At 64.7% G+C, this 25861-nt stretch carries 18 protein-coding genes; 8 read left to right on the top strand and 10 right to left on the bottom strand.

The window, feature by feature from the left end:
* Window positions 1-49: 49 nt before the first annotated feature.
* The 8 genes from AC4FWB_RS07505 (at window position 50) to AC4FWB_RS07470 (ending at window position 9860) form a co-directional block, all read left to right on the top strand.
* Entirely contained in the window at window positions 50-2299 is a 2250-nt protein-coding gene (locus AC4FWB_RS07505; RefSeq protein ID WP_491025306.1) for an ABC transporter permease, read from the top strand.
* Entirely contained in the window at window positions 2292-3074 is a 783-nt protein-coding gene (locus AC4FWB_RS07500) for an ATP-binding cassette domain-containing protein (RefSeq protein WP_491025305.1), read from the top strand. Before AC4FWB_RS07505 ends, AC4FWB_RS07500 begins: the two co-directional genes overlap by 8 nt.
* 244 nt (window positions 3075-3318) lie before the next feature.
* Window positions 3319-4347 carry an HTH-type transcriptional regulator GntR gene (gntR, locus tag AC4FWB_RS07495; RefSeq protein ID WP_491025304.1) on the top strand — a complete coding sequence of 343 codons (1029 nt, stop codon included), beginning with the start codon at window positions 3319-3321 and terminating at the stop codon, window positions 4345-4347.
* 294 nt (window positions 4348-4641) lie between these two features.
* Window positions 4642-5766: a sugar ABC transporter substrate-binding protein gene (locus tag AC4FWB_RS07490; protein ID WP_491025302.1), complete on the top strand. Its 1125-nt coding sequence runs from the start codon at window positions 4642-4644 to the stop codon at window positions 5764-5766.
* 68 nt (window positions 5767-5834) lie between these two features.
* Window positions 5835-7382, top strand: a complete 1548-nt coding sequence (locus AC4FWB_RS07485; protein ID WP_491025300.1) for a sugar ABC transporter ATP-binding protein — start codon at window positions 5835-5837, stop codon at window positions 7380-7382.
* Window positions 7379-8359 (top strand): ABC transporter permease, encoded by a 981-nt coding sequence (locus AC4FWB_RS07480; RefSeq protein WP_491025298.1) that lies wholly within the window; start codon window positions 7379-7381, stop codon window positions 8357-8359. The genes AC4FWB_RS07485 and AC4FWB_RS07480 overlap by 4 nt, the downstream gene beginning before the upstream one ends.
* Window positions 8356-9342 carry an ABC transporter permease gene (locus AC4FWB_RS07475; protein WP_491025297.1) on the top strand — a complete coding sequence of 329 codons (987 nt, stop codon included), beginning with the start codon at window positions 8356-8358 and terminating at the stop codon, window positions 9340-9342. The genes AC4FWB_RS07480 and AC4FWB_RS07475 overlap by 4 nt, the downstream gene beginning before the upstream one ends.
* 50 nt (window positions 9343-9392) lie before the next feature.
* Entirely contained in the window at window positions 9393-9860 is a 468-nt protein-coding gene (locus AC4FWB_RS07470; RefSeq protein ID WP_491025570.1) for a gluconokinase, read from the top strand.
* Here AC4FWB_RS07470 and AC4FWB_RS07465 read toward each other — a convergent pair.
* The 10 genes from AC4FWB_RS07465 to AC4FWB_RS07420 form a co-directional block, all read right to left on the bottom strand.
* The gene (locus tag AC4FWB_RS07465) at window positions 9857-11005 is read right to left on the bottom strand and encodes a hypothetical protein (RefSeq protein ID WP_491025296.1); all 1149 of its coding nucleotides are present in this window, start codon (window positions 11003-11005) and stop codon (window positions 9857-9859) included. The genes AC4FWB_RS07470 and AC4FWB_RS07465 overlap by 4 nt on opposite strands.
* A gap of 94 nt (window positions 11006-11099) precedes the next feature.
* Complete coding sequence (locus tag AC4FWB_RS07460) at window positions 11100-11549, bottom strand: RrF2 family transcriptional regulator (protein WP_491025295.1); 450 nt, start codon at window positions 11547-11549, stop codon at window positions 11100-11102.
* A 250-nt stretch (window positions 11550-11799) separates the two neighbouring features.
* Window positions 11800-12786: a sulfate ABC transporter substrate-binding protein gene (locus AC4FWB_RS07455; protein ID WP_491025294.1), complete on the bottom strand. Its 987-nt coding sequence runs from the start codon at window positions 12784-12786 to the stop codon at window positions 11800-11802.
* 203 nt (window positions 12787-12989) lie between these two features.
* On the bottom strand, window positions 12990-14030 hold the full coding sequence (locus AC4FWB_RS07450) for a sulfate/molybdate ABC transporter ATP-binding protein (RefSeq protein WP_491025292.1): 1041 nt from the start codon (window positions 14028-14030) through the stop codon (window positions 12990-12992).
* Between the two features lie 65 nt (window positions 14031-14095).
* On the bottom strand, window positions 14096-14980 hold the full coding sequence (gene cysW, locus AC4FWB_RS07445; RefSeq protein WP_491025291.1) for a sulfate ABC transporter permease subunit CysW: 885 nt from the start codon (window positions 14978-14980) through the stop codon (window positions 14096-14098).
* Window positions 14973-15824, bottom strand: a complete 852-nt coding sequence (gene cysT, locus AC4FWB_RS07440) for a sulfate ABC transporter permease subunit CysT (protein WP_491025290.1) — start codon at window positions 15822-15824, stop codon at window positions 14973-14975. Before cysT ends, cysW begins: the two co-directional genes overlap by 8 nt.
* Before the next feature lie 109 nt (window positions 15825-15933).
* Entirely contained in the window at window positions 15934-16962 is a 1029-nt protein-coding gene (locus AC4FWB_RS07435) for a sulfate ABC transporter substrate-binding protein (protein ID WP_491025289.1), read from the bottom strand.
* 200 nt (window positions 16963-17162) lie between these two features.
* Entirely contained in the window at window positions 17163-17915 is a 753-nt protein-coding gene (locus AC4FWB_RS07430; RefSeq protein ID WP_491025288.1) for a M15 family metallopeptidase, read from the bottom strand.
* Between the two features lie 211 nt (window positions 17916-18126).
* Window positions 18127-20214 carry a penicillin-binding protein 1C gene (gene pbpC, locus AC4FWB_RS07425; protein ID WP_491025287.1) on the bottom strand — a complete coding sequence of 696 codons (2088 nt, stop codon included), beginning with the start codon at window positions 20212-20214 and terminating at the stop codon, window positions 18127-18129.
* 124 nt (window positions 20215-20338) lie between these two features.
* Window positions 20339-25834 (bottom strand): alpha-2-macroglobulin family protein, encoded by a 5496-nt coding sequence (locus AC4FWB_RS07420; protein WP_491025286.1) that lies wholly within the window; start codon window positions 25832-25834, stop codon window positions 20339-20341.
* Between the last annotated feature and the right edge of the window lie 27 nt (window positions 25835-25861).

The following is a 25861-nucleotide window of genomic DNA, read 5'->3' as shown; positions in this document are numbered from 1 at the left end:
CTGGTATCCTCCCGCGCATTTTTGGCCTTCGGAACCCTTTCACCAAAAAATGCCCGCTGAAGCTCTCGCTCGTCGCCTTCCCTCCCAGCTCGTCGGCGGCTGGGAAATGGGATTGCTTGCCCTGCTGGCGCTGATCTATCTCGGCGGCGCTGCCGTCAATCCGACGTTCTTCGGCTCGCCCGAGGCGTTCCATGCACTGCTTCGCGACACCTCGCGGGTCGCCATCATCGCCGTCGGAATGACCTTCGTCATCATCAACAAGGACCTCGACCTTTCGGTCGGCTCCATCTACGGCCTTGTGGCCGTCGTTTTTGCCAGGCTGTTCGCGCCAAGCTTCGCCGATCTCGACATCGTCACGTCGGTGGTCGTCTGCGTCCTGCTTGGCATGGCGATCGGCCTCGTCAACGGCGTGCTCGTTACCATCCTAAAAGTGCCGGCGTTCATCGCCACCTTGACCACGCTTTTGATCGGCCGCGGCTTCGTCCTCGCCCTGACGCACGGCCAGGCGATCTACTATCCAGGCAAAGCGAAGGAGGCCCCGCTCTTCTTCCATCTCGGCGAGACGAACGTCCTCGGCTTCAACAACCAGATCGCGATCTTCGCGGTCGTTGCGGTGATCGGCGCCTACGTGCTCGCCAACACCCGCTGGGGCTACGAGACCTTTGCGACGGGCGGCAACGAGCAGGCAGCGGTCTATGCCGGCATACCGACGAACTGGGTGCGCATCCGCGCCTATCTGCTCTCGTCGCTCTGCGCCACCGTTGCCGGCCTCCTGTCGGCCGCTCAGGACAAGGGCGTGACCCCGCTTTACGGCGTTAGCGGCGAACTGACCGTCATCGCCGCGGTGATCATCGGCGGCGCTTCCATTCTCGGCGGCCGCGGCCGCGTCGCCGGGTCCTGCCTCGGCGCCACGCTGGTCGTTCTGCTCGACAAGGTGCTGCGCGAGGGTTTGCCGATCACGCGCACCATCAAGATCGGCGAGGAGGAGGTGACGGTCAACGCCGTCTATTCCCTGCCGGTCGGCGCGGTGCCGGTCTTCCTCGGGCTGCTGCTCGTCATCGCCGTGCTGATTGAACCTTACCTCATCCGCCGTCAGGTCGCGGCACGCCTCTGGGCGTGGCTGCGCGGCAGGCCGCCGCCGCCGGCCTTCGAGATCGGCGGCGTCGCGCTCGAGGGCGTGGTGACCAAGGGCGCAATGGCGACCGACATCGCGCTGTCGGCGACCGGGTTCGGCAAGTTCCTCGCCCGGCGCGATGCCCTCGCCGTCATCCTGACCGTGGTGCTGTGGCTCACGGGTCTTTTGCTGAGGCCGGATTACTGGTGGAACCTGTCCAACACTTTCGCGATCCTGCTCAACTATACCGAGCTGGCGTTGATCACGGTCGGGCTTACCTACGTCATCGCGGCCGGCGATATCGACCTCTCCGTCGGAGCCGTCCTGGCGCTCGCCGGCAGCGCGGCGGCCTATTTCCTGAAGGTCCTGGGCGCCGACCCCGTCACGGCTGTCGCGATGGGCCTGCTTGCCGGAATGCTCGCCGGCCTCGTCAACGCCGTCGTCGCCGTCGGCTTGAAACTCCCGGCCTTCATCGCAACGCTTGGCATGTTTTACATCGCCCGCGGCCTCGCGGCGTGGTTCGTGGCCGGCCAGCAGCTTACCGGCTGGCCGGAGGGCTACAATTTGCTCGGCCGCAAGGTGAACGACATCCTCCTTCACTTCCACATCGTGCTTCCGGATGGCATCCTCAAAACACTGGCCGAGGCGGTCAGCGTGCAGACGGTCTGGATGATCTTCGTCGCCCTGATTGCCGGCATCGTGCTCGCCTATACGCCGTTCGGGCAAAAGGTCTATGCAACCGGCGGCAACATCCGCGCCGCCGCCTATGCCGGCATCAACACCAGCCGGGCGCGCTTCATCTCGCTCATGCTGTCGGCGTTCTGCGCGACGATGGCCGGGATCATCAACGTCGCCTATTTCCGAAGCTTCAACCCCGTAGCAGGCCAGTTCCGCGAACTCGACGCCATAGCGTCCGTGATCATCGGCGGTGGGTCGATCTTCGGCGGCTACGGCACCATGCTGGGTTCGCTGGCCGGTGCAGCCGTGATCACTCTGGTTCGGTCGCTCCTGCAGCTCAATGTCCAGGGCTTCAGCATGCCGCAGCATTGGATCAACGTCTTCATTGGCGTCATACTCATCGCGGCAGTGCTGATCGACATCTGGGTGCGCCAGGCCAACCTCTTCGGTCGCCTGCGAACCCGCCTCGCGCGACGCGCACGAACCCCGGAAATTGCCGATGCCTGACGCTGCTCTGCCTCAACCGATTGTGGAAATGCGCGGCATCGAAAAGGCCTTCGGAGCCGTGCAGGCGCTTCGCAAGGTCGATCTGGTGCTCTATCCGGGTGAGATCCTTGGGCTGGTCGGCGACAACTCGGCCGGCAAGTCGACGCTCATGAAGATCCTGACCGGCGCTTATCAGCGCGATGCCGGCGAAATCGTCGTCGCCGGCCAACCGGTGCACTTCAAGAGTCCGCATGAGAGCCGCGATGCCGGCATCGAGATGATCTACCAGGATTTCGCGCTTTGCGGGAACATGGATGTCGGTCAGAACATCTTTCTCGGCCGCTGGCCGCGCAAAGGCCCTTTTGTCAATCGCCGCAAGATGTACGCGGAAGCCGACAGCGTGCTGAAGCGGCTCAAGGTCGACGTGAACTCCGTTTTCCAGAAGGTCGAGAGCCTGTCGGGCGGCCGCCAGCAATCGGTAGCGATTGCCCGCGCGATTTCGTTCGAGCCACGCGTCGTGATCCTCGACGAACCGACCGCCAATCTCTCGGTGATGGCGACCGAGCGACTCCTCGAGACCATGCTGGAACTGAAAAGGCAGGGCGTTGCCCAAATCATCATCTCGCATCGGCTGGTCGACATTTTCGCCGTAGGCGACCGTGTCATGGTGCTCAAGCGCGGCGAGAATGTCGGCGACCGTCACGTCAGGAACACCGACGAGCACGAGGTCCTGGAGATCATCGTCTCCGGCACGCGGGAACTGGCGCTTACGGCTGATCAGGCGAGGGCGGTCTGATCGATCAGGGGCCGCTTTCTGGGTGAGGCCGCTAGGCTGCCCCCTCATGTTGGCGGCGGATGTGACCAGCGCATCGGATCGGGTTTCCTCGCCGTGGTTGCGACGGACGACCTGCTTCCCCGTCCGCTTGACAACAGCCGGAGCCTGCGCGACCCAGACGGAGGCGAAACAGGCCGGGCGGCGCGATGACACGGATGTCGATCGTCTTTTCGAGAGGGCACATCGAGCGTACGAGGACGGGGCTGTGACCAAGCCGCGCTCGCGGCGTGGCGGCGGCCGCCCCACAATCGCCGACGTGGCGCGCAAGGCCGGCGTCGGCGCAATCACCGTTTCCCGCGCCTTGCGCGAGCCCGGGCGGGTTTCGGAAGATCTGCGCCGGCAGATACAGGCCGCTGTCGACGAGCTCGGCTATGTGCCGGACCCCAACGCGCGGGCATTGGCCTCGGCGCGCGCGGAGGTCTTCGGCGTGCTGGTGCCCTCGCTTACCAACAACGTCTTTGCCGAAGTGGTGCGCGGCATCTATGACAGCCTGTCGGACAGCCCGTTCCGCATCCAGCTCGGCAACACGCATTACTCGGGCCTGGAGGAAGAGCGGCTGCTGCAGGTATTTGCCCTGCAGCGCCCGGCGGCGCTGATCGTGGCCGGGATCGACCAGACGCCGCTGTCGCGAAAGCTGCTGGAGACGGCCGGCTGCCCGGTGGTGCAAGTGATGGAAACCGGACCCGATCCCGTCGACATGCTGGTCGGTTTCTCGCATTTCGACGGCGGCCGGACGGCCACCGATCACTTGATCGAAATGGGCTACCGGCGGATCGCCTTCATCGGCGCGCGCATGGATCCGCGTTCGCAACGGCGCCTTGCCGGCTATCGCGCGGCGATGGAGGCGGCCGGCTTGTTCGATCCGCGCCTGGTCACCACCACGCCGCTCTTGTCCAGCGTGAGCCTCGGCCGCGAGCTTTTGCGCGATTCGCTGGCCAAGATGCCGTCGCTCGACGGCGTCTTCTGCAACAATGACGATATCGCGCTTGGCGTTCTGTTCGAATGCCGCCGTGCGGCGATCGCGGTGCCGAAGACAATCGGCATCGTCGGCTTCAACGACCTCGATATGATGCAGGCGGCGTTCCCTTCGGTCACCAGCGTTCGCACGCATCGCTACGAAATCGGCCGCCGGGCAGTGGCGATGGCGCTTGCCGCGATCGCAGGCCAGAGGCCGCAGCAGCGGGTTGTCGACCTCGGTTTCGAGCTCATACGCCGCGAGAGCACCGCACGTTGAAACACGCAGCGGCGACTGTGCGAATGCCGGTTTACACTGCAAAATGGTAGCGCTACCATATTTTCCGCCAAATATGCGATTGGGAACAGCAAGGCTGTTTATTATACATAAGTAACAGCTCATGCTTGTTTATTATGGATAATATGATAGTTTTGTAAGCCGCTTGGAGGGGCGGGAGGGGGAGGGAAGAGGGACGGCGCAAGTCACCTCGCAAGCGCATCGGACTGGCGTGAGGGTGCCGGCCGACAGCGCGGAATTCATCGACAAGCAGAACTGCAACTGGGAGGAATACCGATGATCAAGTCATTCGTTGGCGGCGTCATTGCCGCCACTGCATTCGTCATGCTGAGTTCTTCGGCGATCGCCGATCCGGAAATCGTCAAAGGCCCGTCGGCCGAGCCGGACTGCTTCGCGCCGTGGGCGGCCGACACACAGTTCTTCAAATATCCGAAGAAGGATGGGCCGTACCGCATCGCGCTCGCCAACGGCTATATCGCCAACACCTGGCGCATCCAGATGATCCAGACGGCCAAGGCCTATGCCGCGCAACCGGACGTCGCCAAGAAGCTGAAGGAATTCAAGGTGGTGTCGACCGGCGAGGATGTGCCGGCGCAGATTTCGGCGATCAACAACTTCATCGATTCCGGCTTCGACGCGATCGTCGTCAATGCCCAGAATCCGACGGCGTTCGGACCGGTCATCAAGCGCGCCAAGGAAGCCGGCGTCATTCTCGTCGCCTTCGACAACATCCTCGACACCAAGGACGCCATCAACGTCAATGTCGACCAGAAGGGCCTCGGCGAGTTGTGGGGCAAGTGGCTGGTCGCGCACGTGCCGAATGGCGGCAAGGTGCTCGAGGTGCGCGGCGTTGCCGGTACCTCCGTCGACACCGACCGCCACAACGGCATCCACGAGGTGCTCGATGGATCCGGCAAGAAGTGGGATGTCACCGAGGTCGTCGGCAAGTGGGACGACGGCGTCGCGCAGAAGGCGACGGCCGACGCGATCGCCACCAGCGGACCGTTCGACGGCATCACCGGGCAGGGCGGCGACACCGGCATCGTGCAGGCGATGATCGACGCCAAGCATCCGTTCGTGCCGTTCGGCGGCGAGACGGAAAACGGCTTCCGCAAATTCTGCGCGGCGCATGCAGGCGATGGGCTGAAATGCTCTTCGGCCGGCACCGGCCCGGCCCAGGTCGCGGTCGCCATCAAGACCGCGATCTCCGCGCTCGAAGGCAATGTCGTGCCGCAGTCGGTCAAGCTGCCTTTGGCCATCGTCGAGGATCCGAACTTCAAGGCGGGCCAGGACTTCTTCCCCGACCAGTCCGACAATTTCTTCGTCGGCAATTCCTTCCCGACCTGCGGCATCAATTTCACCGCGCAGGAAATCATGGGCCAGACCAAGGAAAACAAGTAGCCTGAGCAACCGGCGCCGCGGGAGAGCCGCGGCGCCGACCAAATCGCAAACCGGCCTGGGGAGGGCTGATGGACGGCGCGGCTCCGCTCTTCCACATGGAGGGCATATCCAAGCGCTATGGCGGCGTTCGGGCCCTGGAAAAGGCCGACCTCACGGTGACGGCCGGCAGCATTCACGCCATTCTCGGCGAAAACGGCGCCGGCAAATCAACCCTGATCAAGGTCATGGCCGGCGTTGTCGCGCCGGACGAAGGCACAATGACACTGGATGGCCGCGAGGTGACTTTCGCCTCGCCAGCCGCCGCCAACCAGGCCGGCATCGTCTGCATCTTCCAGGAGCTGTCGCTCATCCCGGAGCTCAGCGTCGCCGACAACATCGTCATTTCCGATCCGCCGAAACGCTTCGGCATGATCGACCGCAAGGCGCAGCGGCGCATCGCTGAAGAGGCGCTGGCGCGCGCCGGCGCCTCCGATATCCACCCGCTGGCCCTGGTCAAGGATCTGCCGCTGTCGCGCCGGCAGATGGTCGAGATCGCCAAGGCGCTGGCCAGGAAGCCGCGCATCCTGATCCTCGACGAAGCGACCTCGGCGCTGACGGCGACCGACGTCGCCAAGATATTCGGCGTGCTCAAGCGGCTGCGCGAGGAGGGGCTGGCGCTGCTCTACATCTCCCATCGCATGAACGAGATCGCCGAGCTTGCCGACCAGTGCACGGTGTTTCGCAACGGCCGCAATGTCGCGAGCTACGTGGCCGGATCGAAGAGCGACAACGAGGTGGTCGAACTGATGATCGGCCGGGAATACAGTCACATCTTCCCGCCAAAGCCGGCCAGGCCGCCGTCCGGCGCGATTCCGGTGCTTCAGGCGCGTAATCTCTCCTGGAGCGATCGGCTGGACAATATCTCCTTGTCGATCGGGGCCGGCGAGGTCGTCGGGCTTGGCGGTCTCGATGGCCAGGGCCAACGCGAACTGCTGCTTGCCTTCTTCGGCGTGCTGCGTGGCCTTTCCGGACAGATCTTGGTCGACGGCAAGCCGGTTTCGATCGCCAGCCCTTCCGCCGCGAGCGACGATCGCGTCGGCATGGCGCTGATCCCGGAGGACCGCAAGACGGAAGGGCTGATGCTGCCGATGACGGTGCGCGAGAACCTGTCCTTCGCCGCGCTCGACAGGCTGTCGAAAGCGGGCGTCATCGACCGCGCGGCGGAACAGCGGCTGATCGACGACATGGTCGGGTTGCTGGCCATCAAGACGGCGGGCCTCGATATCCCGGTCGGCGCGCTCTCCGGCGGCAACCAGCAGAAGGTGGTGATCGCCAAATGGCTGATGCGGCAACCTCGCATCATCCTGCTCAACGACCCGACGCGCGGCATCGATGTCGGGACCAAGCAGGAGCTCTACCAGCTGATGCGCAAGCTGGCCGACGCGGGCGCCGCGATCCTGTTCTACTCGACCGACTATGACGAGCTGATCGGCTGCTGCGACCGCGTGCTTGTTCTCTATGACGGCGCCATCAAGCGTGAGCTCGTCGGTGCCGAGATCACCGAGCATGCGCTGATCGCCAGCGCGCTCAACATCCACGGCGAAGGTTCCGGGCCAAGGCAAGGAGAGGGCGCGTGAAGGATTGGCGCTATTGGCTGGCCGAGCAGCGCGGAACATTGCTCGCGTTCGCCATCTTCATCGCCATGTTCGCGATCTACAGCGCGAACCATCCGGCAGGCTTCACCGCCAATGTCGTGCAGACGGCAGCCAACAAGGGCGTGCTGCTTGCCTTCGTCGCCATGGCGCAGACGCTGGTGGTGATCACCGCCGGCATCGACCTGTCGGTCGGCATGATCTTCACGCTCACCAACTGCATGGCTTCCTGGCTGGTGATCGGCCCCGGACTCGAAACCGCATTCGGCGTGGTGGCCGTGCTCGGCACCGGGCTCATCTGCGGGGCGGTCAACGGCGCGATCGTCATCTACGGTCGCTTGCAGCCTATCGTGGCGACGATTGCCACAGGTGCCGTCTATTTCGGGCTTGCGCTGCTGCTGCGACCGGTTCCCGGCGGTTCGGTCAATGAAGATCTTGCCGATCTCCTGACCGGGCGCTTCTTCGGCGTCGTGCCGGCGAGCTTCGTGGCGCTGTTCGTCGTCGTGCTCATTGTCTGGGTGCCGTTCAGCCGCTCCGAACTCGGCCGCGCGGCCTATGCCGCGGGCTCCTCCGAGACGGCGGCCTATATGTCGGGCGTGCCGATCCGCAGGGGCAAGTTCCTTGCGTATGCGCTTGCCGGGCTGCTCGCCGCGATCGGAGGTCTGTTCTTGACCTTCTTCACCTATACGGGCGAAGCCGCCTATGCGAGCGGCAATGCCTACACGCTGTTTTCCATTGCGGCCGTCGTGCTCGGCGGCGTGTCGCTGTTCGGTGGCAAGGGCAGCGCCATCGGCGCGATCTTCGGGGCGCTCGCCTTCCGCACCATCGGCGATCTCCTGTTCGTCTTCGATTTCGATCCGCTCTGGCAGCCGTTGTTCCAGGGCGTTATCCTGTTGATCGCGGTCAGCCTCGGCGCCTTCGCGCTGTTCAGGGTGCGCAACCGGCTGGAGTGGTTCCTGTGAGCGAAACGACGCTTGGCGGCATCGCCGGCCGCATGCCGAAATTCATCCGCCGCGCCGATCCGGCAGTGGTCACCGCCTTTGCCTGCATCGTGATCCTGCTTCTGGTCGGCAGCCTCTATTCGCGCAGCTTCCTGTCGCCGGAATATCTTCTGCAGCAGCTGAAGGTCGCCTCGTTCCTCGGCGTGATCGCCACCGGCATGATGCTGGTGATCCTGCTCGGCCAGATCGACCTGTCCGTGCCGTGGGCCGTGGCGACCGGCGCCATGATGGCCTGCGCGGCCGCGGCCTATGGTCCGGTCGGCGTGGCTCTCGCCATCCCGTTCGGTATCCTGTGCGGGATCGCGATCGGCGTCGTCAACGGCATCGGCGTCGCTTACCTGCGCATCCCCTCGATGATCATCACTTTGGCCACCAATGCCGTCGCGCAAGGGCTGATGGTGGTCTATACGGGCGGGTTCTCGCCGCAGGATTCGGCGACGGCCGCGATGCGCTACCTTGCAACCGGCTTTACCATTCCCGGGGTGCCGAACGCCGTGATCATCTGGGCGCTGATAGGAGCTGCTATGGTTTTCGTGCTGACACGCAGCAGCTTCGGCCGCGCCGTCTACGGCATCGGCAACCGCGAGCGCGCCGCCTATCTGTCCGGCATCGACACACGCCGCGTGGTGATGATCGCCTTTGCCGTGTCCGGCGGGCTTTCAGCGTTTGGCGGGGTGCTCCTTGCGGGCTATGCGTCGAAGGCCGCGCAGTCGATGGGCGATGCCTATCTCCTGCCGTCGATCGCCGCGGTGGTGCTCGGCGGCACTTCGATCCTCGGCGGGCGCGGCTCCTATCTCGGAACCGTCGCCGGCGTGATCCTGATCACGCTGCTGCAATCGATCCTCTCGGTCATGCAGATGCCGGAGGCCGGGCGGCAGATCATCTACGGCGTCGTGATCGTCGCCATGCTCCTGCTCTATGGCCGCGCGCCGGCAAGTCGCTGATCGTGGATGAAAGATTGAACGACATCCGGTCGGCGCCGGCCATCGTCGTGATGGGGGTAGCCGGCTGCGGCAAGACGGTCGTCGGCGAGGCGCTGGCCAAAGAGCTGAGCGCGCTCTTCATCGAAGGCGATCGACTGCATCCGCCGGAAAACGTGGCGCGCATGGCGCGTGGCGAGCCCCTGACGGATGCGTTGCGCGAGGGCTGGCTCGACGCCATCGGCGAGCGCATCGCGGCCTCCGTCGCCGACGGGCAGAAGGCGGTGGCGGCCTGCTCGGCGCTGAAGCGCAGCTACCGCGACCGGCTGCGCGGCTTTTGCCCCGGCATCGTCTTCCTCTATCTCAAGATCGATCGCGAGACCGCCTGGCGGCGGGTCGCGGGCCGCAAAGGCCATTTCATGCCGGCGAGCCTGGTCGACAGCCAGTTCGCGACCCTGGAAGAGCCGGGTACGGACGAGCTGGCGATAACGGTGGATGCGACGCGGACCGTTGCCGCGATCGTCAAGGAATTGCTTGGCTAGGCGGCGTCGCCGCCGATCGCGGGTTGATCCTGCTGCCCGGTGAGCCGGTTGGCGCCGGACCAGGCCATCATCTGCTCGGGATATAACTTGACCGCTTCCAGCAGACGGTCGCGCTTGAGCAGGATGTAGCCCGCCTGCAGGACGAGGTTCTTTGCCGCCACGTCCTTTACCAGCGTGGGTGCCGGTTGGGCAGCGTTGGGCTTCAGTTCGGGGCTGACGATCGCCCGGTATTCGCGGAAGGGCACGGTCTCCAGGGTCGACATGGCAAACAGCGCAGCACCTGCGCGCGCCGCGAAATTCGCCGGCGCCGAGGCGAGGTGGGTCCAGCCGTGCTCGCCCATGGCGATTTCGGTGAAGGTGGAGCCCGCGTGGATGGTGTTGGTCATCAGCACGACGCCGTTCTCCTTCAGCGTCTTCTGGATGCGCGCGGTGACCTGGTAGGCGTCGGCGCGCTCGAAGACGATGCGGCTCTTCAGGAAACGGTTCTCGACCTCGACCAGCGGCCTGTTGATCACATGCAGGCCGAATTTGCTTTCCGAAAAGCCGTGGAAGTTGACGCTCACCTGGTGCGCTTCGATGCCGGCCTCGAAGAGGGCGCGCTTGCCCATGATGGTCTGGGCGATGAACTGATCGCACCAGACGATGGCGCCGCGGCCGCGTTGCAGGGCCTCGCGCAAGCCGTCGACGCCTTCGAGCCGGATTGCCGGCGACCAGCGGCGGGGAACGAGATGGGCGGCAAGCATCACGCGGCGGCGGTGCGCGGCGGCGAGATGGCCCCTGAAAAGACTTTGCGTGTCGACGCCGTCGCCGAGCACCGCTTTGATCGCGACGTCATAGCGCGCGAATTCCTTGTGAAAATAGCGCTTGCGCCGAAGCGTCGAGACCCAATCGCAGACCGGTGTCCACCAGGCGACCGGCAGGAGCGCCGCCACGGCGAGATAGAACAAGAAGAGCAGGCTCTCGCGCAGATCCTTGTTGGAGAAGCTGCGCAATTTGCCAGGGCGGACGAGCTTGCGGCTGAAGAAGCGGACGGTTTCGCCACGCTCGGGCACCGGCACGTCGGCGACGATCTCGGTGTGATAGATATTGGCGGATGACGGTTGCCGTTTGGCCCTGCGGGACTTGCCAAGCCAAGGCAGCCTCATGCGTCGGATACCCCCAGACCTCGTTCCCATCCGTCAGCCGCTTTACTGCGTCTGTCGCGGACAGACAACCAACGGGATGGCGGCGGCCGGGCGATCAGATCTGCGACGTCAGCTCGGCCGGGAAATCGTCGTTGTCGGCGTCGCGCATGGCGGCGAGGCTGCGATTGTCGAGAACCTCGGCGATTGCCTGGCGCACCTCCAGCATCATGTGGCGGACCTGGCACGTCGCCTCGTCGCAATCCTCGCAGCGCTGGTATTGCGTGCGGCTGGCGCAAGGGATCGGCGCCAGCGGTCCGTCGAGCACGCGCACGACATGGCCGATCTTGATCTCGGAAGCGGGCCTTGCAAGGCGGTAGCCGCCTTCCTTGCCCTTGCGGCTCTGTACGAAACCGGCATTGCGCAATTCGCCCAGGATGGCATCCAGGAACTTCTTCGGGATGTTGTTGGCGACCGCTATGTCGTTGACGAATGCAAGCTGGCCAACCGGCAGGCTGGAAAGATGCACGAGGGCCTTGAGGCCGTATTTGCCTTTTTTGGTCAGCATGCCCGATTCAGTTCATCAAACCCCAATCGCCCTGCATCTGGCGGTTGTTTGTGTGCAAATCATGACAGTTTGGCCGCGCAGTGCGATTTGGCACAACAATTCGTCAACACAGGTTTAGGCACAAACGCGTTGATTCTTCGTAACGTTTTTCACATTGGCTGCCATAATCTCGGCGTCAAGCCGATGCCGGCGCCAGATATGAAGAAAGCCGGCAAAAGCCGGCCTTCCCGCACTTTTTCCGATAAGGCAGCTACCGGCTGCCGTAGGCCTGGTCGAGCAGGCCGCCGGCTGCGAAATGCTCTTTCTGCACCTTGTCCCAGCCGCCGAAGACCTCGTCCACCGTCAACAGGCGGACGTCGGGAAAATCGGCTTTGTATTTGGCGGCCACCGTCGCGTCGCGGGCCCGCAGGCCGTTGCGGGCGGCAATGTCCTGTCCTTCCGCTGAATAGAGGAAGTCGAGATAGGTCTTGGCGAGATCGCGGCTGCCGTGCTCGTCGGCGATCTTGTCGACGATCGCCACCGGGAACTCGGCCAGCAGGCTGACCGAAGGCGTGACCTGCTCGAACTTGTCGTCGCCATATTCCTTGCGGATGCCGCGCGTTTCGGATTCGAAGGTGATCAGCACGTCGCCGATCTCGCGCTGCACGAAGGTGGTGGTGGCGGCGCGGCCGCCTGTGTCGAAGATCGGCACATTGGCGAACAGCTTGGCGATGAATTCCTTCACCTTGGCATCGTCGCCCTTGAAGGCCTCCTTGGCGTAGGCGGTTGCCGCCAGATAGGTGTAGCGCGCATTTCCGGAAGTCTTCGGGTTGGGGAAGATCACCTGCACATCGTCGCGCACGAGATCGTTCCAGTCCTTGATGTGCTTGGGATTGCCGGCGCGCACCAGGAAGGACGGCAGCGAATAGAAGGGCGAGGCGTTGTCCGGGAAATCCTTCTGCCAATCGGCTGAAACCAGCCCCTTCTTGACCAGGAAGTCGACGTCGGTAACCTGGTTGAAGGTGACGACGTCTGCGGCCAGGCCTTCGGCAATGGCGCGCGCCTGCGCCGAGGTTCCGGCGTGGGACTGATCGACAGTCACGCCGGGGTGCTCAGCGATGAAGGCCTTGTTGACCTCGGCGAACAATTCCCGGCCGACGTCGTAGGAGGCGTTCAGGAGCCTGTCGGCCGACCAGGCCTGGGAGGAAGCGAGGGCGAGGCCGGCGAAAGTGGCGATGCCAAGCAATAAGCGCTTCACGAAAATAGGCTCCCTTGAGAATGGATTGAGACTATAGCACGACCATAGTGGGGAAAGCCTGGCCCGACGAGGCACACGCAGCGGGAGGAGTGGGGACGCCGGGAAAAAGCGTCGCCCAAACAGCCGTTTAATAGGATTTTCTTCCAAGCAGATTCATCGCGGCACCGCTGGCGAACGCCGGTAGCGGCAGGCAGAACGAAGCGTCACGAAGCCGGAAAAAGTTTCCAGCGCCGCGGCCTGAAGGCCACCCGGCTTTTCTGTGCCGCGGGGTGGTCGACCGGCAGCTCGATCTCGACGCGCTGGCGCTCGCCGCCGACCTCGAGCTCGACCCGCCTGGTGCCGGCGACGCGCCGGCTGGCGGCGACCGTGCCGGCGATGCAGCCGCTGCAGCCGTCGAGCAGCTCGACGTCGTGCGGGCGGAAATAGAGCAGGGCCTCGCCGGGGGCAGCGAGCGGCGCCTGCAGGCCGATCGGCCGGTCGGCGATCCAAACCTCGCCATTGTCGACCTTGACCGGCAGCGAGCTCGATTCCCCGATGAAGCTGTAGACGAAAGGCGAGTTCGGCGTGTCGTAGATCTCGTCGGCGGTGCCGACCTGTTCGATGCGGCCCTGGCTCATCACCACGACGCGGTCGGCGAGCTCGAGCGCTTCCTCCTGGTCGTGGGTGACGAAGACCGTGGTATGGCCGGTGGCGTCATGGATCTCGCGCAGCCAGCGCCGCAACTCGCGGCGCACCTGCGCGTCAAGGGCGCCGAACGGCTCGTCGAGCAAAAGCACCTTAGGCTCGATCGCCATGGCGCGGGCCAAAGCGACGCGCTGGCGCTGGCCGCCGGAGAGCTGCGCCGGATAGCGCTTTTCCAGCCCCGATAGCTGGACGAGGTCGAGCAGTTCCGAGGCACGGCGGCGGATTTCCTGTGCCGACGGCCTTTTGGCGCCGTGCCGGACCTTGAGGCCGAAGCCGATATTATCGGCAACCGTCATGTGGCGGAACAGCGCGTAGTGCTGGAAGACAAAACCGACATTGCGCTCCTGGATCGACTTTTGCGAGGCGTCCTCGTCGCCGAAGAAGACCGCGCCCTTGGTCGGCCGCTCCAGGCCGGCGATCAGGCGGAGCAGGGTCGTCTTGCCGGAACCGGATGGCCCAAGCAGCGCGATGAGCTCGCCCGACCTGATGTCGAGCGACACGTCGTGGAGCGCCGGAAACCGCTCAAACTCCTTACGCACGTTGACAACGCGAACTTCCATAGAGACCCCTCAGTTAGGTGATGCATGTCGCCCAAGACCGCTACACGCTTTTGGGTGACATGCATCTAATGTCCGCGCGTCGCGGCGATCTCGGCGCCGTAGCGCATCTCGAGAAGTGTTTTCAAGACCAGTGTCACCAGCGCCAGGCCGGCAAGCAGCGAGGCCACGGCGAAGGCGCCGACGGCGTTGTACTCATTGTAGAGGATTTCGACATGCAGCGGCATGGTGTTGGTGAGGCCGCGGATGTGGCCCGACACGACCGACACCGCGCCGAACTCGCCCATGGCGCGCGCGTTGCATAAAAGCACGCCGTAAAGCAGTCCCCATTTGACATTGGGCAGCGTCACATACCAGAAAGCCTGCCAGCCGTTGGCGCCGAGCGAAAGGGCGGCTTCCTCGTCGCCGGTGCCCTGTTCCTGCATCAGCGGGATCAATTCGCGGGCGACGAAGGGGAAGGTGACGAAGATGGTCGCCAGCACGATGCCGGGCACGGCGAAGAGAATGACGATGCCATGCGCCTTCAGCCATCCGCCGAGCAGCCCTTGCGCGCCGAAGAGCAGCACATAGACCAGGCCGGAAATGACGGGCGACACCGAGAAGGGCAAGTCGATCAGAGTGGTCAGAAACGCCTTGCCCTTGAACTCAAACTTGGCGATCGCCCAGGCGGCCGAGATGCCGAAAATTACGTTGAGCGGCACCGCGATCGCCGCCACAAGCAGCGTCAGGCGGATCGCTGATCGCGTATCCGGACTGGAAAGGGCTTCCGTGTAGGAGCCGACGCCCTTGGCAAGCGCCTCGTGGAAGACGACGATCAGCGGCAGAAGCAGGAAGACGGCGAGGAACGCAAAGGCGATTGCCATCAGCACCGACTTCACGGGGCGGCTTTCGGTCACCGCGGCCGACTGGCTCTGGCGGTATGGTTCGTAGGATTTGATCTCGGGATCAGCCATAGCGCTTGCGGCTCCATGTCTGGACGAGATTGACGACCAGAAGCATCACGAAGGACAGCGCCAGCATGATCGCGGCGATCGCGGTCGCCGCCTCGTAGTTGTATTCCTCGAGCCTGATCACGATCAGAAGCGGCGCGATCTCCGATTTGAACGGCAGGTTGCCGGCAATGAAGATCACAGAGCCGTATTCGCCGACGCCGCGCGCGAAAGCGAGCGAGAAGCCGGTGATGATGGCCGGCGCCAAGCCAGGGAAGAGCACGCGGGTGATGATCTGGAAGCGGCTGGCGCCCAATGTGGCGGCTGCCTCCTCGATCTCCTTGTCGATCTCTTCCATGATCGGCTGGACCGTGCGCACGACGAAAGGCAGGCCGATGAACACCAGCGCAATGACGATGCCGAGCGGCGTATAGGCGACCTTGATGCCGAGCGGCGCGAGCAACTGGCCGATCCAGCCATTCGGTGCATAGAGCGTGGTGAGCGCGATGCCGGCGACTGCCGTCGGCAACGCGAAGGGCAGATCGACCATCGCATCGGCGACGCGGCGCCCGGGGAAGCGGTAGCGGACCAGCACCCAGGCGACGATGGTGCCGAACACGACGTTGACGACTGCGGCCAGGAAGGCGGTGCCGAAGCTGACCTTCAAAGCATTCAGGGTGCGGCGGTCGGCAGCGATCGCCCAGAAATCGGCCCAGCCAAGCGCTGCCGAACGCCAGACCAGCCCCGAAAGCGGGATGAGGATGATGAGCGTGAGGTAGGCAAGCGAGAAGCCGAGCGTCAATCCGAAGCCCGGAATGACACTCGGCTGTCTGAATCGCCACCCCGCTTTAGCGGGTGCTGTGTTCATGCTGTTCTGGATCGTCCCTTCTTATTCAGACCAGACTGCCCGTTGTCTCGGCTCGGGCACTCGTACAATAGACCCAATCAGGTTTCATCCGGCCTATGGCCACCATGCTTCATTGGGCGGGCTTGTAAATCTGGTCGAATATACCGCCATCGCCGAAATGATAAGGCTGCGCCTTCTTCCAGCCGCCGAATTGCGGATCGTCGACGGTGACAAGTTTGATTGCCGGCAGCTTGGCAAGATCCTCGGCAGGCACCAGGTCGGGCTTGGCCGGGCGATAGTGGTTCTTGGCGATGATGGTCTGAGCCTCTTTGGAATAGAGCCAGCTCAGATACGCCTCGGCGACCTTACGCGTGCCCTTGGCATCGACATTGGCGTCGACGACAGCGACCGGCGGCTCGGCCAGGATCGAGGTCGGCGGGTAGACGATGTCGAAATTGTCGGCACCGAATTCGTCGAGGGCGAGATAGGCCTCGTTCTCCCAGGCAATCAGCACGTCGCCGAGGCCCTTCTGCGCGAATGTCACCGTCGAGCCGCGCGCGCCGGTGTCGAGCACAGGGACATTGGCATAGAGCTTGCCGACGAATTCCTTGGTCTTGGCCTCGTCGTTGCCGTCATTGGCGTTGGCATAGGCCCAGGCGGCGAGATAGTTCCAGCGCGCGCCGCCGGACGTCTTCGGGTTCGGCGTGATCACCTGGACGCCGTCCTTCACCAGATCGTTCCAGTCGTGGATGCCCTTGGGGTTGCCCTTGCGAACCAGGAAGATGATGGTCGAGGTGTAGGGTGCCGAATTGTTCTCGAACTTCGTGCGCCAGTCGGGATTGATCTTCTTCGTCTTCGAGGCGATGGCGTTGATGTCGCCTTCGAGCGCGAGCGTCACGACATCGGCGTCGAGGCCGTCGATCACCGCGCGGGCCTGCGCGCCCGATCCGCCATGCGATTGCTGGATGGTGACGGTCTCGCCGGTCTCCGCCTTCCAGTGCGCGGCGAAGGCCTCGTCATAGGCCTTGTAGAGCTCGCGTGTCGGGTCGTAGGACACATTCAGAATGGTCGTGTCGGCAAACGCGAAACCGAGCGTGCCGAACTGGACAGATGTGGCGACCAGCGCGCCAAGCAGTTTCTTGAAATGAGGGTTGGTCATTTCCGCCTCCGTTGAACGGCACGAACTCTAGCGATTTTATAGAAATTAGATGCATTGAATGTTGCCTTTTTCGCCTCCTTGCAGCAATTTTTCGCCGAGCAACGGCCCATTGAGGAAATAACTTCCTCAACTGGCGCCGGCGTGGCGCCTCATCAGCCGGCCTAATTAGAAGCGGACCGCCTCCAGGCAAGTCCCGCGGCTTAGTTTGCGGTGACCGGAAAATCGAAACGCTGTTTCGGGAAGGGCTCGTCGGCAAGCGTGAAATGCCACCATTCGCGCGCATAGTTGCGGAAGCCGGCGGCGCGCATGGCCGCCAACAGCATCTTGCGGTTCGTCGCTGCTTCGGCGGCAAGAGGGCGGTGGGCGGTTTCACTAGAGGGGTCGAAACAGTCGAAGCCGGTGCCGAAATCGAGCGTGTCCGCATCGGGTGCGCCGCAGGCGGGATGCGCCGCGCTTTTCTTGGTCGTCTCGGCAATCGCAAGGTCGACGGTCGAGCCGCGCGAGTGGCTGGAGAGCTCACCGACATGGCCTTTGGCGATGAGATCACCGCGCTCGACCTTCGGATACCATCGCGGGTCGGGCGGGCCGCCTTCTCTCGTCCATTTGCCCATGTCGGCCACGGCGCGCGCCGGGCGGTAGCAGTCGAAGACGACGAGCGTCAGGCCCTTTGCGGTGATTGCTTTCTGGACGCTGGAAAGCGCCTTCGCCGCCTGCTCGGTCAGGATGCAGACCGGCGCTTCGTAGCCGTCGGCCTTGCGGTGCAGGAAGTTTTCGCGGCCGGCATATCGGATGTCCTGGCGGATTGTGGGATCGACATCGGCCAACCTGACGAAACCGGCGGGGAGGGGATCGGCGTGGGTGGGGAGGCAGGTTGCGGTCAGAAGAGCTAGCGTTGCGAGGAATGTTACTAACGAAGGCTGGCGCGAGGCACCCCCCTCTGCCCTGCCGGGCATCTCCCCCGCAAGGGGGGAGATTGGCAGTTTCGATGCCGCCTTTATCTTTCCAACGTGGAAGATTGGCGAAGGCGGCGAGGCGAATGATCTCCCCCCTTGCGGGGGAGATGGCCGGTAGGCCAGAGGGGGGTGCCTCGCGCCATACATCAGGAAAGAAATTCCGCGAGCCAAAGCCTTAAGAAAAGCAATCCTCTGAATCGCTTGCCGCATTCTATTCAACGAAAACCTTCACGCTGGCCGCGCGGCCGGCGGCGTCGATCACGGTCAGCGTCGAATAGCCGGTGCCGTCGGGTTGCCAGGTCGCGGTGCGGCGACGGTCGATGCCGGCGAGCGGCTTGCCGTTGGCCAGCCAGCGGAACGGCGCGCGGCCGCCCTGCAGCTTCAGCACCAGCGGCGTCGCATCGGCAGAATTGGTGCCGAGATCGACGCGGGCGCCGTTGGGCGGGAACACGATGGTCGGCGCCGGCTCGGTCGGCGTCGCCTGCACCAGCCCGTCCGATCCGGCGCCGAAGCGGGCGAGCGTCACCGGCAGTTCCTCGCGTTTGGGATTGAAGACGCCTGGCGGGCGGCCGGGCAGCGGCACGCTGGCCAGACCCGAGCGGACAAAACCCTCGAACAGGATGGGCGCGGCCGAGACATAGCCGGAGAGGCCTGGGATTGGACCGGCGTCGGCGCGGCCGACCCAGACACCCAGCACATAACGGCCGTCGAAGCCCACCGACCAGGCATCGCGATAGCCATAGGAGGTGCCGGTCTTGTAGGCGATGCCGCGCTGCATGGCTCCTTCCGGCGGCTTCACGCCGGAGAGGATGTCGTTGATCTGCCAGGCGGCCTGGTCGTCGAGGATGGTCGCGGTGGTGCGCTCGGCATTGGCCGGCTCGGTGCCGTCATGCAGTGTGTGCATCTTGCCGCCATTGGCGAGCCCCGTATAGAGCTGCACCAGGTCGCGCAAAGTCACGCCGACGCCGCCGAGGCCGATCGCCAGGCCCGGCGCCTCGTTAAGCGGCAACGTCGGATTGACGCCAGCCTGGCGGAAGCGCGCGGTGAGCCGTGCGGGGCCGACGGCGTCGAGCACCCGGATCGCCGGCACGTTGAGCGACAATTGCAGCGCCTGCCGGATGCTAACGTCGCCCTGATAGCCCATGTCGAAGTTCTTCGGCCGGTAGCCGCCGAAATCGGCCGGGCTGTCCTCGATGATGGTTTCCTGCGCCACCAGCCCCTGCTCGAAGGCGAGCCCGTAGATGAAGGGCTTCAGCGTCGATCCGGGCGAGCGCACGACCTTGGTCATGTCGATCCAGCCGGAGCGGCTGGCGTCGAAAAAGTCGGCCGAGCCGACCTCGCCCAGGATGTCGCCGGTGCGCGCATCGGCCATCACCATGGCGATGGAAAGTTTCGGGCCGAGCTTCCTGGCGGCTTCCCTGGCCACCTGTTCCAGCCCCTGCTGGACGCTCCTGCGGATCGTCAGTTGCAGCGGCTTGCCGGGCTCGGCCTTGGGCAGCATGGCGTAGGAGGCATGCGCGGCCAGCGCCGGCAGCTTGCGGCGCAGGCCGGAGACGTCGTCGAGGGCGGCGCGGGCAGCCTCTCTTTCGCCGAGCAGGCCGGCCGAGACCATGCGGTTGAGCACACGGTCGCGCGCGGCATGCGCGATGTCGAGATTGCGGTCGGGCCGGCGTTTTTCGGGGAGCTGCGGCAGGGCGACGAGAAGGGCGGATTCGGAGACGGTCAGCCGCTTCGGTTCCTTGCCGAAATAGGCCAACGAGGCGGCGCGCACGCCTTCGAGATTGCCGCCATAGGGCGCCAGCGTCAGGTAGCGTTCGAGGATTTCCTGCTTGGACAGGCGCCGCTCGATCTGGATGGCGCGCAGGATCTGCTTGAGCTTGGAGCCGAGGCTGCGGCTGTCGCGCGGCTCGATCAGCCGGGCAAGCTGCATCGACAGCGTCGAGCCGCCGGAGACGATATGGCCGCTGGTGGCGAACTGGCCCGCGGCGCGGCAAAGCGCCAGCACGTCGACACCACGGTGGTCCCAAAAGCGCTTGTCCTCATAAGCGACGAGCATGTCGACGAATTGCTTGTCGACCTGGTCGAGGCGAGTTTCGAGCCGCCAGTAGCCGTCCGGGGTCGCGAAGGCGCGAAGCAACTGGCCGTCGCGATCCTGCACCTCGGTCGAGACCGTGAGCGTTGCCAGCAGCGGCGGGAAGGCGCGGTCGAGCTCCCAGAGGGCGGCAGCCGCAAGAACTGCGAATCCGGCAAGGGAAATTCCTGCGATGGCAGTCTGTCGGAGGAATTTTCTGGAGAGCATGGCGCTGCCCCTCATCCGCCTGCCCGTCCTCCGCAGCAGCTGCGCTGCAGCTGCGGAGGGTGGACCGGCACGCTCTCCCCATCACCATTCGGGGAGAAGGAGATTTCTGGCGACTTTTTCATCGCTATTCCGCCTTGACCTCCATCATGCCGGTGGACGTGCGGGCCGAATATTGCGGCCGGTACATGTCCTCCACCGTCGCCGCCGGATGGGCATAGGTGCCCGGCGTCACGGCGCGCACGACATAGGCCAGCGTGATGTTGCGGTCGCCGTCGCCTTCATTGGGATTGAAGGCGGCGACGAAACGGTCGTCGCGGAACTCCAGATGCGCGGCGTCGGTCTGCGCCAGCCAGGAGAAGTTCGACAATTGCGCGCTAGACACCAGGCTCGGATTGTCGATCTCGAAGCCGGCCGGCAACAGGTCGGTGATCAAGAGCCGCGAAGGCCATTTGTTCTGCTCATAGATCTTGAGCACGACCACATAGCGCTCGTTCTGCCTGGCCTCGGTGACATTGGCCTCGGTGCCATCGAGCCGGTAGTAGGTGCGATCGATGGTGAAGCCGTCGCCGCCGGCGGGTAGCGGCTCGACCGGCGCCGCCACCGCGGTGACCACCGCCTGCGATGGCGTCTTGCCGGTGTTGGCGATGGTGAGCGGGCTGTCGACCAACTCGCTGCCGGCGATCTGGTCGGAGTAGCCGCCAGAATGCGGCGCGCCGTTGACGGAAAGCGTGATGGAATCATTGCCTTCCTTCAGCGCCCGCGCGGCGAGCAGCATCCAGGATTCGTCCTGGGTGCTCGTCCAGCGGGCGTCGGCGCGTTCCCGCGCCACCAGTCTGATCAGCTGCGGCACGATGCTCGGCACCGGCTTCGATTCCGCGGCCATCGCCAGTATCGCCGCGCCGTCGCGGAGCGGCGAGCCGTAGTCCGAGCGGTAGTAGTCGTACTCGGTGCTCGCCTGGGCCAGCCGCAGCGCCGTCTGGAAGGTGGCTTCCGAACGCTGCGTGTCGCCGTAAAGCGCCAGGCTCGCTGCCAGTTGAGCGACCGCCATCGGGCTGGAGAAGGCTTCGAGCTGCGTGTCCACATAGTAGCGCAGATCGCCGATCGAGGCCTTCTTGTTGCGGGCGAGCACATAGAGCGCGTAGGCGATCTCGCTGCCGCGATCCTGGACGTCCTGGTCGTAGCCCAGCGCGTTCTGCAGGTTGTTCAGCGCCTGGTTCATCGCCTGCGCCGGGACGTCGTATTTCTGCTCGCGCGCCCGGGTCAGGAACTCGCTGACATAGGCGTCGAGCCACAGATCGCCGGAGCCCGGACCCCAAAGGCCGAAGCTGCCGCTCGAGGATTGATAGCTCAACACCTTGTAGATGGCGTCCTGGATGCGGCCGTGCAGCTCAGGATCGCTCTCCATGCCGATGCTGGTGGCCATGTCGTTGACATAGAGCAACGGCATGGCGCGGCTGGTGGTCTGCTCGGCGCAGCCATAGGGGTAGTGGTCGAGCGTCATCAACAGCGATGGCACGTCGAAGGCGGCGGCCTGCGAAACGCCGACGCTGACCGAAGCGCCGTCGAGCACGCTTGCGGCGAGAAGTTCCTTGTCGACGCGCAGCGAACCCCCATTGGGCTTCAGCTCGACCACCATGCGGTTGGTGACCGGAAGCTGCGCCGGTCGCACCGGCAGATAGAGTGTCTGCTCGACCTCGGTGCCGCTGTCATGCGCGAGCTTGACAGTGATAGAGGCATGGCCCGCCGTCCGCGCGACCAGCGGGAAGGAGAGCGACTGCCGCTTGCCCTGGGTCAGCGTCAGCCTCTCGGGCAGGGGCTTGTCGCCGGTCGAGAGATCGCCGGTCGTGGTGACCGAGAGCTTGTAGTCGCCGGCAGGTCCGTCTGTGTCGGCGATGTCGAGGCGCATGGTGGCGGCATCGCCGGGCGCCAGGAAGCGCGGCAGGCCGGCGGTGATCACCACCGGGTCGCGCACGATGACGTCGGTCTGAGCATGGCCGACGGCTTCCTTGGTCCAGGCGACGGCCATGACGCGCACGGTGCCGTTGAACTGCGGGATGTCGAAGTCGACCCGCGCCTTGCCGTTGGCATCGAGCTCGACCGGGCCGGAAAAGAAGGCGACCAGCTTTTCGGTCGGCGGGCTGCCTTGCGACTGCATGTTGGCGCCGTCACCGCCGGTCCTGAGCTTGCCGGTGGTGCCGAGCGAGCCGTCGATCAGGCGGCCGTAGAGGTCGCGGATTTCCAGCCCCAGCATGCGCTGGCCGAAGAACCAGTCCTCCGGATCGGGCGCCTTGTAATTGGTGAGGTTGAGGATGCCGACATCGACGGCCGCGACCATGACATAGGCATTGCTGCCGGCCTGAGCGCCGTTGACGGCGACCGGGATCGACAGCTGCTGACGCGGAGCGGTCTTTTCAGGCGGCGTCAGCGTGACGGCGAGCTTCTTCGAGCCCGGATCGACGGTCAGCCATTTGACGCCGATGGCGCGGGCCGGCATGCGCGATTGCTCCGCATCGCCGGGCCGGAACAAAGTCGCCGTGACATAGGCGCCGGCGCCCCAGTCGTCGCCGACCGGGATGTCGACGGTGCTGCCGCCGGCCGGCACCGAAGCGGTGACGGTCTTCAACAGTTTTTCGGCGCCGATGGTGACGAGAAGTTCGCCGGCAAAATGCGGCGAGACCTTCAGCTTGGCGACCTCGCCGGCGGCATAAGTGTCCTTGTCGAGGGCGATTTCCAGGCCGTCAGGGGTTTCGGTGGTGGTCGAGGCGACATACCAGCCGGCATCGAACTCGTAGCTGGTCGCGGGCCCGTCCGGATCGGCGGTCTCGACTTCCAGCCGGTAGCGGCCCCAGTCGACGGGGAGCGACACGGTTGCCTCGCCGTCGGCGTTGAGATCGATCTGGCCGTTGGCGACCGCCTTGGTGAGGTTCACCGCTTCATAGTTCCAGGAATTGTTGGAATGGTACCATTGGTAATTGCGCTCGACTTTGACGAGCGACCACTGGGCGCCTTTCAGCTCCTCGCGCTTGCCGTTCGGGTCGACAGCGATGATGCTGAACTTCGCCGTCCCGCCCTGTGGCACCTCGCCGCCCTCGAAATCCGGGCGGATGCCGATCATCTCCTTTTCCGGATGCGCCGCGATGTCGAGCGAGCGCTCGACGGCACGTCCGCCGGCCTCGCGCATGCGCACGGTGACCTTGGCGTTGACCAGCTTGGTGGTCGAAGGCAGCTGGTCGATAGAAACCGGGAAGGTCGCCTTGCCGTCATCGCCGACGACGGGAAGGTTGGCCAGAGGCGTCACCGAAGGCTCGGCCGACTGCTCGTCGGCAAGACCGAAGGTGAAGTCCTTGAACCGGTCCCAGCTGCTGGTGGTCGACAGCGTCATCTCACCTTCGAGCGCGAGGCCGGCGGCCGGCGCGCCGTAAAGGAAGCGGCCGTCGACGCTGACATTGGCGATCTCGCCCTGGGCGATCTCCTTCTTGTCGGAAGTCAGGTCGAACTCGATGCGATCGGGCACGAAATCCTCGACCAGGAACATCTGGCTCGCCACCGGCGACTGCTTCGGGTCGGTATAGATGGACACCGTCCAGGTGCCGCGCATGGCGTTGGGCTCGAGGGGCAGATCGACGGCATGGCCGCCGGCGGATACGCCGTCGCTGACAACGCGGCGGCTCTCGACGCCGTCGGGACGGGTGAAGATGAAGGTGAGCGGCAGGTTCTCGACCGCCTTGGCGGCGCCGTCGCGGGCAAGGGCCGCGACATGAACGTCCTCGCCGGCGCGGTAGATGCCGCGCTCGGTCCAGGCATAGACGTCGAGCGCGCCGGGCGCGGCGCGCCCGGCAACGCCGCGATCCGACAGATCGAAGCCGGCGCGGCCCATGTCGAGGAAGACGAAGTCGTTTTCGCCCTGCTTGGCCATCAGCACGGCCGGCACCATGCCGCCTTCGCCGCGGGTCAGGCCGGGGTTGAAGACGGCGTGGCCTTCGGCGTCGGATGTCGCCGTGCCGAGGACCTCATTGTTCTTGGCAAGCAGCGTCAGTTCGGCGCCGGCGATCGGCTTGGCGGAGCCGAGCGAGCGGGCAAAGACATTGAGGCCGTCCTGGCCGGTATAGGTGGACAAGCCGATGTCGGAAACGACGAACCACTGGGTGGCGCGCGAACCGTAGTCGTCGCTCTTGTCGTCGACCGGCTGCGCCGTCAGCACGTAGACGCCGGGCTTGCGCTGCGGGATCGCCTCGTCGACCGGGAAGGAGGTGGTGACCTCCTTGTTGAGATCATTGGCGATATCGAGCGTGCCTTCCCAGACGGGCTCGCCCATCTGGTCGGAAATGGTGGAAATGTCATAGCCGTCGAGCTGGTGCAGGAACTGATAGCCGGACAGAAGCTGCGCCAGCGAACGATCGCCGATGCGGTAGAGCTTCATCTTGGCGGCGTTCATGTTGACGGTGACGACCGGAATGCCGCGGCGGGCGCCGGCCGGCAGCACGAAGCTGTCGCCGGTGAAGCGGGCGGACGGGGCGCGGTCCTGGACATAGATCGACAGCACGACCGGGGCGGCTATCGTCTCGCCGACAGCGGCCGGCAGCCCGGCGCGGAAGGTCACGTCGTAGTGCTGGCCATGTTCCAGCCCCTCGACGCAGATCTGCTTGTCCTTGGCTTCGACGGCCTTGGGCGCGGCGTTGTCGACGGTGACGAACTGCGAATAGTCGACACCGGTCTTGACCAATTCCTCGGAAAACTGGGCGCAGATGCGCGGCGAAGAGGAATCGGCATCGACAGTGTGCTCGATGACGCGGAAACCCTTGCGCGCCTTGAGGTCGGCATAGTCGGCCTGGACAGCGGGCGAATTCACCAGCGCAAGGCTCGCCTCATAGGCCTGAATGGCCGGCCGGAAGAGGTCGCGCTTGTCGAGGCCGGCGGCAAGCAGCGCCAGCGCCTCGGCACGGGTCTTTGCCGTGCGCACCAGCTTGTAGGCGTTGAAGGCGGCCGAGGTGACGTTTGCCGGCAAGGTCGAGGGTTCGGTGGTGTTGGAAGCCGGCTGCACGGCAAGCGTCTCGCGCGCCAGCGCCAGCCAGAGCGCGCCGTCGTCCGGCAGGACGGACAGCGCCGCCTGGTATTTCTGCATGGCCAGGCGATGGTCGCCGGTGAGCGCGGCCTGCTCTGCCGCGGCCTGAAGCGCCGCCAGACCCTCGGTCGGCTTGTCATAGGCCGGATCGGTCAGCTTGTTGCGGAACTGCTGGGCCTGGTCGGCCATCCAGGTGGGAAAGAAAGCAAGCTCAGGCGGGGCGCCGATATCGGGGTCGCCATCGACATTGGCGACTTTGCCGGCTATGGCGCCGCTGAACGATTTCAGCTGGTTGTAGTCGGATTTGAGAAAGCACCATTTTGCCTTGGTGTTGTAGGTGAAGGCGCGGCAGGCGGGGTCGCCGAGGCAGGTGGTCTTGCACTGGTCGAGGCTGACATTCTGATCCGACCTGAGGTCGAAACCGAAATAGTCGGAATTGTCCGTCGTCACGATTCGCCGGGCTTCGGCCGCAAGTGCCGCACCGCCCGATGCGAGGAAGATAGGGGCGAAAAAGAGAAGGAGAAGGAAAGAGAGACCACGAGCCGCGCGCATTGCCACATCACCCTCCAGACATTGCCAGCGTCC

The sequence above is a fragment of the Mesorhizobium sp. LEGMi-168a genome (assembly GCF_058312955.1).
The sequence above is the reverse complement of the archived record's forward strand: the minus strand, read 5'-3'. Positions and strand labels throughout refer to the sequence as shown.

Coding starts and splice junctions, on each gene's coding strand:
- AC4FWB_RS07500 (WP_491025305.1), top strand. CDS start 2,292: ATGCCTGACGCTGCTCTGCCTCAACCGATTGTGGAAATGCGCGGCATC.
- cysT (WP_491025290.1), bottom strand. CDS start 15,824: ATGAACACAGCACCCGCTAAAGCGGGGTGGCGATTCAGACAGCCGAGT.
- AC4FWB_RS07430 (WP_491025288.1), bottom strand. CDS start 17,915: ATGCCCGGCAGGGCAGAGGGGGGTGCCTCGCGCCAGCCTTCGTTAGTA.
- cysW (WP_491025291.1), bottom strand. CDS start 14,980: ATGGCTGATCCCGAGATCAAATCCTACGAACCATACCGCCAGAGCCAG.
- AC4FWB_RS07470 (WP_491025570.1), top strand. CDS start 9,393: ATGGGGGTAGCCGGCTGCGGCAAGACGGTCGTCGGCGAGGCGCTGGCC.
- AC4FWB_RS07485 (WP_491025300.1), top strand. CDS start 5,835: ATGGACGGCGCGGCTCCGCTCTTCCACATGGAGGGCATATCCAAGCGC.
- AC4FWB_RS07490 (WP_491025302.1), top strand. CDS start 4,642: ATGATCAAGTCATTCGTTGGCGGCGTCATTGCCGCCACTGCATTCGTC.
- AC4FWB_RS07450 (WP_491025292.1), bottom strand. CDS start 14,030: ATGGAAGTTCGCGTTGTCAACGTGCGTAAGGAGTTTGAGCGGTTTCCG.
- pbpC (WP_491025287.1), bottom strand. CDS start 20,214: ATGCTCTCCAGAAAATTCCTCCGACAGACTGCCATCGCAGGAATTTCC.
- AC4FWB_RS07460 (WP_491025295.1), bottom strand. CDS start 11,549: ATGCTGACCAAAAAAGGCAAATACGGCCTCAAGGCCCTCGTGCATCTT.
- AC4FWB_RS07505 (WP_491025306.1), top strand. CDS start 50: ATGCCCGCTGAAGCTCTCGCTCGTCGCCTTCCCTCCCAGCTCGTCGGC.
- AC4FWB_RS07435 (WP_491025289.1), bottom strand. CDS start 16,962: ATGACCAACCCTCATTTCAAGAAACTGCTTGGCGCGCTGGTCGCCACA.
- AC4FWB_RS07465 (WP_491025296.1), bottom strand. CDS start 11,005: ATGAGGCTGCCTTGGCTTGGCAAGTCCCGCAGGGCCAAACGGCAACCG.